The 12,810-nt window shown below is 46.8% G+C and carries 11 protein-coding genes; 7 read left to right on the forward strand and 4 right to left on the reverse strand.

Annotation, left to right across the window (positions count from 1 at the left end):
- Positions 1-24: 24 nt before the first annotated feature.
- Positions 25-510, reverse strand: coding sequence for a type II secretion system protein (locus tag AS006_RS07100; protein WP_101513647.1), 486 nt, complete (start codon positions 508-510; stop codon positions 25-27).
- A gap of 217 nt (positions 511-727) precedes the next feature.
- On the opposite strand from AS006_RS07100, the gene gatA reads away from it, so the two are divergent.
- The 5 genes from gatA to AS006_RS07125 all read left to right on the forward strand — a co-directional run bounded on the left by gatA (position 728) and on the right by AS006_RS07125 (position 5,823).
- The gene (gatA, locus tag AS006_RS07105) at positions 728-2,146 is read left to right on the forward strand and encodes an Asp-tRNA(Asn)/Glu-tRNA(Gln) amidotransferase subunit GatA (protein ID WP_199167477.1); all 1,419 of its coding nucleotides are present in this window, start codon (positions 728-730) and stop codon (positions 2,144-2,146) included.
- Positions 2,143-3,591 carry an Asp-tRNA(Asn)/Glu-tRNA(Gln) amidotransferase subunit GatB gene (gatB, locus tag AS006_RS07110; protein ID WP_101513649.1) on the forward strand — a complete coding sequence of 483 codons (1,449 nt, stop codon included), beginning with the start codon at positions 2,143-2,145 and terminating at the stop codon, positions 3,589-3,591. Before gatA ends, gatB begins: the two co-directional genes overlap by 4 nt.
- A gap of 4 nt (positions 3,592-3,595) precedes the next feature.
- Positions 3,596-4,333 carry a hypothetical protein gene (locus AS006_RS07115; protein ID WP_101513650.1) on the forward strand — a complete coding sequence of 246 codons (738 nt, stop codon included), beginning with the start codon at positions 3,596-3,598 and terminating at the stop codon, positions 4,331-4,333.
- A gap of 120 nt (positions 4,334-4,453) precedes the next feature.
- The gene (locus tag AS006_RS07120; RefSeq protein ID WP_101513651.1) at positions 4,454-4,717 is read left to right on the forward strand and encodes a type II toxin-antitoxin system Phd/YefM family antitoxin; all 264 of its coding nucleotides are present in this window, start codon (positions 4,454-4,456) and stop codon (positions 4,715-4,717) included.
- Between the two features lie 2 nt (positions 4,718-4,719).
- Positions 4,720-5,823, forward strand: a complete 1,104-nt coding sequence (locus AS006_RS07125) for an ABC transporter ATP-binding protein (protein WP_199167479.1) — start codon at positions 4,720-4,722, stop codon at positions 5,821-5,823.
- A 14-nt stretch (positions 5,824-5,837) separates the two neighbouring features.
- Here the strand turns inward: AS006_RS07125 and AS006_RS07130 are convergent, their stop codons facing one another.
- The 3 genes from AS006_RS07130 to AS006_RS07140 are packed head-to-tail and all read right to left on the reverse strand — an operon-like array spanning position 5,838 to position 10,477.
- Positions 5,838-7,829 (reverse strand): cell division protein FtsA, encoded by a 1,992-nt coding sequence (locus AS006_RS07130; protein WP_101513653.1) that lies wholly within the window; start codon positions 7,827-7,829, stop codon positions 5,838-5,840.
- Positions 7,826-10,099, reverse strand: coding sequence for an endonuclease MutS2 (mutS2, locus tag AS006_RS07135; RefSeq protein WP_101513654.1), 2,274 nt, complete (start codon positions 10,097-10,099; stop codon positions 7,826-7,828). Before mutS2 ends, AS006_RS07130 begins: the two co-directional genes overlap by 4 nt.
- Before the next feature lie 3 nt (positions 10,100-10,102).
- Entirely contained in the window at positions 10,103-10,477 is a 375-nt protein-coding gene (locus AS006_RS07140) for a hypothetical protein (protein ID WP_233185680.1), read from the reverse strand.
- Positions 10,478-10,523: 46 nt separating this feature from the next.
- On the opposite strand from AS006_RS07140, the gene AS006_RS07145 reads away from it, so the two are divergent.
- The gene (locus tag AS006_RS07145) at positions 10,524-11,483 is read left to right on the forward strand and encodes an N-acetylglucosamine kinase (RefSeq protein ID WP_199167481.1); all 960 of its coding nucleotides are present in this window, start codon (positions 10,524-10,526) and stop codon (positions 11,481-11,483) included.
- Complete coding sequence (locus AS006_RS07150) at positions 11,480-12,727, forward strand: 6-phospho-beta-glucosidase (RefSeq protein ID WP_101513657.1); 1,248 nt, start codon at positions 11,480-11,482, stop codon at positions 12,725-12,727. The genes AS006_RS07145 and AS006_RS07150 overlap by 4 nt, the downstream gene beginning before the upstream one ends.
- Positions 12,728-12,810 lie beyond the last annotated feature (83 nt).

Genomic DNA, 12,810 nt, shown 5'->3' on the forward strand with positions numbered 1-12,810 from the left:
CTTTTGGTTTTTTGGGAGGAAATATTACCACCAGAAGGCGTCGATAGATTTGACTATACCAACGGTAGTATCACTAACATAAGCTCCTTCCGGAGATCCATCTGATTCTCCTAAACCATAAGTTTGTGCAAGAGTATCTCTAGCTAAACTTGCTACGTTGGCATCCTTTGCATCATACTCAATTTGAATTTTGATTTTTGTAGTACCAGAAGCTTCTACTGTCAGTGTTTCCAAGTTCGGATCATCCAAAATACTTGCGTCAACAAAACCGTTGTCTTTCAGATTATTTTTTAGATTGTCCCGGAAGTTAGAATCAATTGTTGCTGGCAACGTTGCTAACAGATACTGCTCTACTCCCTGCTCCACGTTTCTCAACTGCACCGCGATCCTTGTAGCCCTTGCCTTTCTCATCGCACCCGTTGCCGTTGGAATCAACACAGCCATCAAGGCTGCAATGATAGCCATAACGATCAAAAGCTCGATCAACGTAAAACCTGCTCGCTTTCTCATAAAATCCACCTCCCTAGATTAAAATTTGTTAAATATAGATTTTCACGCATTATATTATACACCTTGATGAAATAGGATGTCAATATCCAGATACTTTTATATCATCCTGTTAAAAGCCAAAGAAAACTGTTAGATTCTGATGAGAACAAACACGGAACACTTCTTGTGACAAATTATAACATGCTTTTGCTATAATCCACAGAAGGAGGTGATCGATTTGGATTTCAGAAGACTCACAATAGAGGAGTGTCTGAAACTTTCTGAAGAAGGAAGAGAAAAACTTCCACAACTTTCCCTTGAAACCATCAGAAAACTCGACCCACACGTGAAGGCGTTCATCTCCGTCAAAGAGAATGTCTCCGTTGAAAAAAGAGGAAAATTCTGGGGAATTCCGGTTGCAATCAAGGACAACATCCTCACACTCGGAATGAGAACAACCTGCGCTTCGAAAATCCTTGAAAACTACGAATCTGTCTTTGATGCCACGGTGGTGAAGAAATTGAAAGAAGCAGGCTTTGTTACAGTTGGAAAGACAAATCTCGATGAATTTGCTATGGGCTCGAGCACCGAAAGATCCGCGTTCTTTCCCACAAGAAACCCTTGGGATCTGGAAAGAGTTCCTGGCGGAAGCAGTGGGGGATCAGCCGCCGCAGTTGCTGCCGGAATGGTGGTGGCAGCACTCGGAAGCGACACGGGAGGCTCTGTGAGACAGCCTGCTTCCCTGTGTGGCGTCGTTGGGTACAAACCCACCTATGGCCTTGTCTCCAGGTACGGCCTTGTGGCGTTTGCAAGTTCTTTGGATCAGATCGGTCCCATCACAAAAACGGTGAGGGATGCTGCGATCCTCATGGAGATCATCTCAGGACAGGACGAAAACGATGCCACGACGGTGAAAAGAAAGGTAGATTTTCTCTCTGAGATAGAAGAGGGAGTTTCCGGAATGAAATTTGCCGTGCCGGAGGAGATCTTTGAACACGATATAGAAGAGGGAGTAGCGGAAAGGTTCGATGAAGCTCTGAAACTTCTTGAAAAGCTCGGTGCAAAGGTGGAAAAGGTGAAGATACCACACATCAAGTACTCTGTTGCCACCTACTACGTTATCGCTCCAGCCGAGGCAAGCTCAAACCTTGCCAGATTCGACGGTGTAAAATATGGCCTTAGAATGAAAGAAAAAGGTCTCAGAGAGATGTACATGAAGACAAGAAACGTGGGCTTCGGCGAAGAAGTGAGAAGAAGAATCATGATAGGAACCTTCACACTCAGTGCTGCTTACTACGAAGCTTACTTCAACAAGGCGATGAAGGTGAGAAGAAAGATCTCAGACGAACTCAACGAGGTTCTCTCCCGATACGATGCGATCCTCACTCCCACCTCTCCCGTTACCGCGTTCAAAATCGGGGAGATAAAAGACCCGCTCACCTACTACCTGATGGACATATTCACCATACCGGCAAACCTTGCCGGACTTCCCGCGATCAGCGTGCCGTTTGGGTTCTCAAACAACCTCCCCGTGGGAGTCCAGGTGATCGGAAAAAGATTCGCAGACGGAAAGGTCTTCAGAATAGCAAGAGCCATTGAAAAGAACTCTCCCTACAACGAAAACGGTATGTTCCCTCTTCCGGAGGTGAAAGCATGAGATACAGACCGGTCATAGGTCTTGAGATACACGTTCAACTCTCAACGAAGACCAAAGCGTTCTGTTCCTGCCCGGCGGATGTTTTCGATCTTCCCCCGAACACGGCGATCTGTCCTGTCTGTACGGGCCAGCCAGGAGCACTCCCTGTTCCCAGTGAAGAAATGATCAGGTTCGCTGTAAAGACTGCCCTTGCCCTGAACTGCAAGATACACAAGTATTCAAGGTTTGACAGGAAGAACTACTTCTATCCGGACCTCCCGAAGGGATATCAGATCAGCCAGTACTTCTATCCGATCGCAACGGAAGGCTACCTCGAAATAGACGGCGACGAGGGAAGAAAGAAGATCAGAATAAGAAGGCTTCACATAGAAGAGGACACGGGAAAACTCGTGCACGAAGGAGATTCTATTACACGTGCGAGTTATTCCCTCGTCGACATGAACAGATGCGGTGTGCCCCTCATCGAGATCGTTACAGAGCCAGACATTTCCTCTCCAAAAGAAGCACGTATTTTCATGGAGAAACTGAGATCGATCGTGAGATACCTGGGTGTGAGCACGGGCGACATGGAAAAGGGTGCACTCAGGTGCGATGCGAACATCTCCGTTGTGGACGCAGAAACGGGAAGACAGAGCAACAGGGTGGAAGTGAAGAACATGAACTCCTTCAGATTCGTAGAAAAAGCCTTGGAGTACGAGTTCGAAAGGATTGTCAAAGCCATGGAAAGAGGAGAGGATGTGGAAAGAGAAACAAGGGGATGGGACATGGCAACAAAGACCACCGTTTCCATGAGGGGGAAGGAAGAAGAGAGTGACTACAGGTACTTCCCGGAGCCCGATATTCCACCCGTTGTCCTGAGCGATGAATATCTCGAAGAGGTGAAAAAAGAGCTTCCTGAACTTCCAGACGAGAAAGCAAATCGCTTCATGAGAGAGTACGGCCTTCCGGAGTACGATGCGAAGGTCCTTACAGCAAGCAAGGAACTTGCGGAGTTCTTCGAAGAGTGTGTGAAGGTGGTGAACAGACCAAAAGAGCTCAGCAACTGGATCATGACAGAAGTTCTGAGAGAGCTCAACGAGAGAAATATCGAAATCACAGAGTCAAAATTGACTCCGCAGCACTTTGCAGATCTCTTCAGGTTGATGGGCGAAGGAAAGATCTCCATAAAGATCGCAAAAGAGATTTTCCCGGAAGTTTTCGAGACGGGAAAGATGCCCTCTCAGATCGTAGAAGAAAAGGGTCTTGTTCAGATAAACGACGAAAAGCTCATAGAAGATCTGGTGAGAAAAGCTATGGAACAAAATCCAAAGGCGGTTCAAGACTATAAGGCAGGCAAGAAGAAAGCAGCGGGATTCTTCGTTGGCTTCGTGATGAGAGAAACAAAAGGAAAGGCAAATCCAGAACTCACCAACAGAATCATCCAGAAGCTTCTGGAGGGGGAGTGATACTTTGAAAAAGTATCTTTTCCTTCTTTTCCTTCTGACCGTGGGGGGAGTCCTGTTTTCTGCTTCCTTCACGTGGTTTTCTGGGGGATACCACATCAGATTCGGTGATACACTCTTTTTTGAGGCTTTCAAGGATGGATGGGGTGTTGGAGTGTCCGTCACAAAGAGTGAGGCAAATTTCCAAAAACTTGGCTTTTTGAAGGTGAAAACCTCGGAGGCGGTGCTGAAAGTCAGTATTTCCTTCGGAAACACCTGGAACGTCTTTTTTTCCATCGACCAGAGAGATCTCGTTCCATTTCCCGGAAGTCTCCACTACGAATTCCTCATAGGAAGGTTCGGGGGATATGCCCTTCTTGAGCAAAACTACAACATGAAACTCGGTGGTTACAGGTTTTCCCTCGACAACTTCTCGTACATGTCCGAAGACACCGTCATGTTCTGCAGTGGGCACCTCTCCATGGGAAGCACCTCCTTTGCCTACAGGGCTTTGAACAACACGTTCCTTTTTGGTCTGTCTGATCCAGATAACGTGGTCTTTTTAGGAGTAGGAGGCCTTAACTGGAAACTGTCCGGTGGGGCAGGTTTCAACTTCAGGCCCATCAACGGAGTCGACCTGAAACTCCTCGTTGCGGCCTCCAAAGATGAAGTTGCCTTTGGATTCATGGGGCGTGTCAGAAAAGGAGATACCGATCTAACTTTTGTTTTCAACACAGGCAGGTTTTACTTCAACGTGAAATTTTGAGAAAAAACATCATATTTCTTCATAAACGGGGATAATCATGGATATCCCCGTTTTTTTATCCAAAACGGTGTTTGTAATTTTTTGTAAACTTGACTATAATTTTGGTCAAGGAGTGGGAAGATGAATCTGAGTGGGGTGTCCTTTTACAGTCTGGCGGAAGCAAAGGCGAAGTTTTCCCAGGTTGTTGAAGAAACAAAAGGAAAAGACGTGGTCGTGACAAAAAACGGGATCCCGGCCGTTGCGGTGATCGATTACGAAAAGTACAGGAAGTTGATGGAGTTCCTTGAAGAGATACTGGACACCTACCTTCTGGACATTGGTAACGTGGAGAAGTATCTTGAACTCAAAAAATACTTTGAATTCAACGACTCTCAGGAGGTGTGAGGATGGCTCAGGTTGTGCTTGAAAACGTCACCAAGATCTACGACAACAAAGTTGTCGCCGTGAAGAACGCGAACTTGGTCGTCGAGGACAAAGAGTTCGTGGTTCTCCTTGGACCCTCCGGCTGTGGAAAGACGACCACTCTCAGAATGATCGCCGGGCTCGAAGAGATCACCGAAGGAAAGATCTACATCGATGGAAAAGTCGTGAACGACGTTGAACCGAAAGACAGAGACATTGCAATGGTGTTTCAGAACTACGCTCTGTATCCGCACATGACCGTTTACGAGAACATGGCCTTCGGTTTGAAGCTGAGAAAATACCCCAAAGATGAGATCGACAGAAGAGTGAAAGAAGCTGCAAAGATACTCGGAATTGAGAATCTGCTTGACAGAAAACCAAGACAGCTTTCCGGTGGTCAGAGACAGAGGGTCGCGGTTGGAAGAGCGATCGTGAGAAATCCAAAGGTCTTCCTGTTTGACGAACCTCTCTCCAACCTCGACGCAAAACTCAGGGTTCAGATGAGAAGCGAACTCAAGAAACTCCACCACAGGCTTCAGGCAACGATCGTCTACGTGACTCACGACCAGGTCGAAGCGATGACGATGGCGGACAAGATCGTCGTCATGAAGGACGGAGAGATCCAGCAGATCGGTACCCCCCATGAGATATACAACAACCCTGCGAATGTCTTCGTTGCCGGTTTCATCGGAAGCCCTCCAATGAACTTCATCAATGCAAGAGTCGTGAGAGGAGAAGGTGGTCTCTGGATACAGGCATCCGGTTTTAAGGTGAAAGTACCCAAGGAGTTCGAAGACAAACTCGCAAACTACATAGACAAAGAAATCATCTTCGGTATCAGGCCAGAAGACATCTACGACAAACTGTTTGCACTCGCTCCAACACCGGAGAACACGGTAACGGGAATCGTGGATGTGGTGGAACCTCTTGGAAGTGAAACGATACTCCACGTGAGGGTGGGGGACGACATCATCACGGCATCCGTTAACCCGAGAACACAGGCAAAGGAAGAGCAGAAGATCGACCTTGTGTTCGACATGACGCGAATGCATGCCTTCGATAAAGAAACGGAGAAGGCTATCATCTGAGGGGGCCGGCCCCCTCACTTTTTTATTCTGAACTCGATCACGTCACCATCTTCGAGGAAATCTGTGAACATCGCCTTTTTTCCGTTCCTGAGAAGTTCGTAATCTTTAAAACCATCCAGTTTCACGTCTTTCAAAAGATCTATCACCATCGGTTTGAAGTCCTTCATCTCCACTGATTCACCGGTTCGTTGGATGATCTTCAGAGGGATTTTTTTCAAAACACCGTTGAAACTGACCGTGATGTAGGGAACTTCCAGTGCCTCTTCAAGAGATTTTTTTCCTTTTTCTATCACGACGAGTTCACTTCCAAGGGGAACTTCTTCGTCGTCCTTCAAAGCCCGATCTTCTTTCAAAAGGTCGAAATCCACAACGCAGACTCTCTTTTCTTCTCCGTTGATGAAGATCGTTAACTTACCGTAGGACAGTTTCTCTCTGATCTCCTTCACCTTCATTTTCTCTGGAAAACTGACAACGTCTTCTTCGCTCAGCTGTTCCTCTGGAGATGCTGGAGAGTTGTTTTTCAGGATCTTCGGGTAAATCTCTTCGATCTCTCCGGATGGAAGCGTCACCCTTACAGGCTTTGCGACGTCTTTTATTCTGAGAGGAACGGTCTTTTCCTCGATTTGGACATCGATTCTGTCTCCGTGTTTCACTTTTGAGGAAAGACTGGCCTCTTCTCCGTTCACGAGGACCCTCACAGAAGTTCTTCTTCTTGGTCTCAAAATGGTTTTCCCGTTCACAACGACGGAGATCGTGTCTCCTCCCACAAGAGAAGAGAACCTGTAGCCTGCCTGTATGAGTACTTGCATAACAGAGTACTTCCCAACAGCTCCTATGAGTCTCACAGGGATTCCATTCACAACGACCTGAGAGAAGACAGATCCCTTGTTTCTTATAGCACTGTACGCTATACCGACAGGTGTGATGTACTCACTTCCTCTGACCTTTCCCGTAATGTCCTCCACAACGCCCGTGTTTTCCACACTCTTCAAAGAAACCCTGTCTAGCGGCAGGTTCAGCTTTTCGGCTAGCGCTTCCACAAAACCTGGTACTTTCGCTCCACCCCCAACCACCATCACAACGGAGGGTGGCTCTCCGTTGAGTTCCATCACAGTAGAGGAAATTTCAGACGTGATCTGATCAACAGTGGGTTTTATGGCAGACTCAACATCTTCTCTTGAAAGCTCGATCTCTCTGTCGAGAACGTTTTTCACTTTCACTTTTCCTGACGTGAAAACACTTCGCTTAACGTACTCTGCCGTTTGAAAGTCCAGCAGGAAACTCTTTCCTATGGCTTCTGTGATCTCGTCTCCTGCGAGTGGAATCATTCCGTACGCTACAACGGTACCTTCTCTCGATATGGCGATATCGCTCGTTCCTGCTCCGACATCGACAAGGGCGATGTTCAGGTACCTCAAATCCTCCGGTACGGCGAGGTCCATGGCGGCAATGGGTTCCAGTGTTACGTGTACCGGTGTGAGTTTCACCGTTTCCAGAACTCTCATCAGAGAATCCACAACGTGCACGGGAAGAAACGCAGAAACAACCTTCACATAAGCCTTTCCACCTCTGTGACCCTCCAGTCTCTTCATCCACATGTCGTCCAATCTGTACTCCACAACGGAGTACCCGACACAGAAGAACTCCTCCTCCACATCGCTCTGTGCGTTGCTGACAGCCTCTATCTCCAGTTTCATCACGTCTTCTCTTGTGATGTGTCCCACCTTCGAAAGGTCTTTCTCTGCTTCACCGATCTTTGTCTTCAAGAACCTTCCTGCAAGTGCAACCGCCACTTCCTCGAGTTTTAACTCGTTTCTCTCCTCGAGTCTTCGCTTCACTTCTTCGACGATTTCTGCAACGCCTATCACATCGTGCACCTGACCATCGAACATCGTGCGGCTTTTGTGCTCCATGAGTTCAGAGTCAACGATTCTGATCAAACCTCTTTCCTCAATTGCAAGCAATCCCGCTATCTTGCGCGTCCCGACATCCAGAGCAAAGATCACACTTCCACCTCCACAACCGTGACACCCGTTCCCCCTTCCGATGGTGTGCCGAACCTGAAAGAGACTACCCTCTTGTCTTTCCTGAGCATCCCCCAGACACCCATTGCCAGTTTTCCTGTTCCTTTCCCGTGGATTATATAGCCTTTTTTGATGCCGTTCATAACCAGATCGTCGATGAACTTTTTCACAACGGGTTCTGCCTCTTCAACGGTCATGCCTCGTATATCTATCTCCGTTCTGAAGGAAGAAACAAAATGAGTGCCCTTTTCTGCGTCTTCCTCCTCTTTTTTCTTTGCTTTCTTGAGCTTTCCAAGTGGTACTTTCACTCTCAAAAAGCCGAAGTCAACAAGAGCGGTGTTTCCCTTGATTTCCACTACTTTTCCAATGGAGGTTCCTCCCTCCATTCTCACGTGATCTCCTACGTTGATCTCTTCTTCTGCCTCCTCTTCGATGGTTTTTCTCTTCAGATCTTCCCTCTCTTTCTCCAGGGTCTTCACGGTTTCTCTCATTTCTTCAACACTCCCGGATTTTGCCACGTGTATTGCCTGATCGAGCTCTTTTTTGACCTTTCTGATGTAGTCGTTGAGTTCCTTCAGTTCTCTGTCGAACTCTTCGATTTTCATTCTTCTGAGTTTTTTGTAGTCCTCTTCGTATTTTGCCCTGAGTTTCATGTACTCCTCTTTCTCCTTCTGGAACTTTCTCTTTTCCTCTTCGAGCAGAGAGATCTTTTCATGGAGTGATCTTATGAGAGCTTCAAGTTCCATTTCTTCCTGGGAAAGCCTGGATTTGGCGTTTTCAATTATGCGTTTTTCAAGGCCCAGCTTTTCTGCTATCTGGAACGCGTGGGACCCTCCCGGAACACCGACAAGGACTCTATAGGTTGGCGAGAGAGTTTCTGGATCGAACTCCATAGAAGCGTTCAGAAGAAGTGGATGGTTCATCGCGAAGACCTTCACGGGTGTGAGATGGGTCGTCACAAAAAGGGTTGCACCTTTCTCCAGCAGATCTTCTATTATCGCAACGGCAAGGGCGGCACCTTCCACCGGATCCGTTCCTGATCCAAGTTCGTCGAGAATGACCAAAGAATCACTGTCAGCGCTTTTGACGATCTCAACGATTCGTTTCATGTGTGAAGAGAATGTACTGAGGCTCTGTTCTATACTCTGCTCCTCTCCAATATCTGCCATTATCTTTGGGAAGATCTTCAACTCCGTTCCTTCGTCACAAAGGAGTGGAAAACCACTCATCATGAGTGCGGTGAAGAGTCCCACCGTTTTCACGGTGACGGTTTTTCCACCCATGTTCGGGCCGGTGATGATGACACCTTTTTTGTTCGGTGGAAGTTCCAGGTTTATCGGAACGACCCTGTCTGCTGGTATCAGCGGATGTCTCGCGTTCACCAGTTTCATTCTCGAAGAGGGCTTCACAACAATGCCTCTGTTTTCCCTTGCAAACTTTGCCCGTGCGTAAAGAGAATCGAAGCGGGCGATCAGATCTACGTTCTTTTCGAGATCTTTCAGTCTTTGAAGGAGCATGTTCGTGAGATGGCGAAGAATTCGACTGATTTCCAGTCTTTCTTCCTCTTCCAGAAGACGCATCCTGTTGTTCAGTTCGACGAACTCTTCAGGCTCCATAAAAACGGTGGCCCCAGAGGAGGAAAGATGATGGACGATCCCCTTCACCGATCTTTTCATGGAGACCTTCACAGGAAAGAGGTACCTTCCATCCCGGTAGACGTACATCTGCTCCTGGAGGATCTGAGAGTGATTCTTCACGAATTCGTCTGCTCTTCTTCTGATCTCCGACGAAAGACTCCTCTTTTCGTTTCTTATCTCCTTCAACCTCGGACTTGCCCTGTCAGAGACCTCTCCATCCTGCTCTATGCACCTGTTCACTTCCTTCACGAATTCTTCAAAAGACACAAGCTGTGAGAACGTCTCTTTCAGTTTCTGATACTCGCGTCTTGTAAGATCACTTTTCAAAAGGTCGCATCCCTCAAGAAAGCTGGAAACACGCAGAAGCTCCCAGGGCTCCAAGGAAGATCCTGCTTTCAATTTTTCCATCTCCGACGTGATGTCATTTAACCCTTTTATGGAAGGTTCTCCCCACCTTGTGAGATAGTTTAAAAGTTCCTCCACTAGATCCAGTTCGCTCCATGGGTTCACAGTTGGTCTTAAGGTATCGAGATGTCTTTTTCCTAGATCTGAGAGTGTGTATCTTTTGACAAGATCGACTACCTTTGGAAAATCAAGAGATTCGAGATGATCCATTCTTTACCACCCCAATCTGATGAACAAAGGAAGACTGAGCTGAGAATCTCTAAAGAGTATCGTGTAGCCGAATCCCCATTTCGTGTTGCCGTATCTTTTCCAGAAAAACGTGATAAAGCCAAAGTAGGGTTTTATGGAAAGTCCCACCCTTGTTTCCAGAGTGAGTGTGAAATCCTTCAGATCTACGTTCCTCAGAGCACCGACAAAGAAAGAGAAATCTGAAACATTCCACAATTCCACTCCCGCTGTGAACCATCCGTTGTCCACACCGAGGGCCATTGAAGTTTTTCCGGAAAAATCGATGGAAAAACCCACAAAGGCTCCACTCATCGCACACGTGGAAAGAGCAAAAAGCAGAACAAAGAGAAATCCCTTCACGTTTTCCACCCCGAAACGATTATACTATGATTGGGAGGTGAGAAAGTTGATCTTTCTCGGATGCGATGTGGGGGGAACAAAGACGCTCGCGGTTCTGAGTGACGAAGAAGGGAACATCCTTGCCGTTCACAAGGGAAGAGGAGCAAATTACCAAGTTGTTGGGAAAGAGAATGCCATAAAAAACCTGAAGGAAGTGATAGACGTTGTTCTGAAGAAGGTAGGAAAAGACAGAAAAGATATAGCCTTTGCCTTCTTTGGCTACGCTGGAGCGGATTTCGAGTACGAGATGAAGATCGTAAGAGATATACTGGAGAGGCTTGGCCTTGAGAGGTTCGATTTTGACAACGATGGAAGGATCGCACTGAGATCCGGTTCTTTCGACGATAAAGGCATCATGGTGAGTTGTGGAACGGGTAGCATTTCGTACGCCTCCGACGGAAAAAAGGTGAACAGAATCGGAGGGCTTTCTTTCTCCCTCGGTGAAAGGCTCGGCTCCCACTACATCGCTTCCCTTGTGACTTCCGCCGTGATGAGAGCAAAAGATGGAAGAGACGAGTGGACGATGTTAATTGAAGAGGTGGAAAAAGAGATCGGACCAGTTGAAACACTCCTGAGATACGACTACGAAGGAGGAGACACCACCGAGGTGGTCAAGAAAGTGAATCAGATTCTTTTCAGATGTGCTGAAAATGGGGATGCTGTTTCTCTCAGGATATTCCAGGAGATCGTCACCGAGGTGAGAAAGATCGTGGATGCACACGTGAAAGTTCTGAACCTCACACCACCTATCAGGTTGATCTTGGAGGGAAGTTTTTTCAAAAACGCTCCATCTCTTCTCATAAAGATGATAGAAAGTGCCGTTGGAAAGGATTATAAAATCACCATCCCAGAACACGATCCGGTGATCGGGGCGGTACTCTTTGCCATCGAGCGTTCAGGAATACAAGTAACGGAAGAGCTCTACAACAGACTGGTGAGGAACTATCTGAAGGAGGTGAAGGAATGAGGATCGCAGTGATAGGAGGAGGAAGCAGTTACACTCCGGAGCTGATAAAGGGGCTTTTGGACATCTCCAGTGATGTCGAGATTGACGAAGTGATCTTCTACGACATCAATGAAGAAAAACAGAAAATCGTCGTTGACTTCGTGAAAAGACTTGTAAAAGATAGATTCAAGGTGCTGATCAGTGATTCTTTTGAAAGTGCGGTGGTAGACGCAAAGTACGTGATCTTCCAGTTCAGACCAGGAGGACTGAAGGGAAGAGAAAAAGACGAGAGCATACCACTGAAATATGGCCTCATTGGACAGGAAACAACAGGGGTGGGAGGATTCTCAGCAGCTCTGAGGGCTTTTCCTGTTGTGGAAGAATACATCGAAATTGTGAGAAAGGTCTCGAGTGCCACCATAATAAACTTCACCAATCCTTCTGGTCATATCACTGAGTTCGTCAGGAACTATCTTAGTTATGAAAAGTTCATAGGTCTTTGCAACGTTCCCATAAACTTCATCCGTGAGATCGCAGAGATGTTCTCCGTAAATCTCAACGATGTCTTTCTCAAGTACTATGGCTTGAATCACCTGAGTTTCATAGAGAAGGTCTACGTGAGAGGAAAAGACGTGACAGAGAAGGTCTTTGAGAATTTGAAATTGAGACTTTCTAACATACCAGCCGAAGATTTCCCGACGTGGTTCTACGACTCTGTAAGACTCCTTGTGAATCCATATTTGAGATACTACCTGATGGAAAAGAAGATGTTCAAAAAGATCACTTCCCACGAACTCAGATCGAGGGAGGTCATGAAGATAGAAGAGCAGCTTCTAGAAAAGTACAAGACCGCCGCTGAGATACCAGAGGAACTCTCAAAACGTGGAGGAAGTATGTACTCCACAGCGGCAGCACATTTGATAAGGGATCTTGAAAAGGACGAAGGCAGGATCCACATCGTGAACACGAAAAACAACGGATCGATCACAAACCTCCCAGACGATTACGTCCTTGAGGTTCCATCTTACGTGAGATCCGGAAGGGTTCACACCCTCTCTCAAGGAGAAGGAGATCTCTTTGCTCTCTCTTTCGTTCACGCTTTGAAGATGTACGAGCGTCTCACAATAGAGGCGTACCTGAGAAGATCAAAGAAACTAGCTTTGAAGGCCTTACTTTCTCATCCTCTGGGGCCGGATGTGGAAGACGCAAAAGATCTTCTCGAAGAGATACTGGAAGTAAACAGTGAGTTTGTGAAACTAGAATAAAAAACAAAGGAGGGGAATTTTCCCCTCCTATTTTTGGTCGGCCAATGTATATTATACCATACGCCGCTTTGGTTTGTCAAGTA

This window comes from Thermotoga sp. SG1 (genome assembly GCF_002865985.1).
In the GTDB taxonomy this organism is placed as follows: Bacteria; Thermotogota; Thermotogae; order Thermotogales; family Thermotogaceae; genus Thermotoga.

Excerpts from the sequence above, each read along its gene's own strand:
- gatB (WP_101513649.1), top strand. The coding sequence starts at position 2,143 with ATGAGATACAGACCGGTCATAGGTCTTGAGATACACGTTCAACTCTCA.
- AS006_RS07125 (WP_199167479.1), top strand. The coding sequence starts at position 4,720 with ATGGCTCAGGTTGTGCTTGAAAACGTCACCAAGATCTACGACAACAAA.
- AS006_RS07150 (WP_101513657.1), top strand. The coding sequence starts at position 11,480 with ATGAGGATCGCAGTGATAGGAGGAGGAAGCAGTTACACTCCGGAGCTG.
- AS006_RS07100 (WP_101513647.1), bottom strand. The coding sequence starts at position 510 with ATGAGAAAGCGAGCAGGTTTTACGTTGATCGAGCTTTTGATCGTTATG.
- AS006_RS07120 (WP_101513651.1), top strand. The coding sequence starts at position 4,454 with ATGAATCTGAGTGGGGTGTCCTTTTACAGTCTGGCGGAAGCAAAGGCG.
- mutS2 (WP_101513654.1), bottom strand. The coding sequence starts at position 10,099 with ATGGATCATCTCGAATCTCTTGATTTTCCAAAGGTAGTCGATCTTGTC.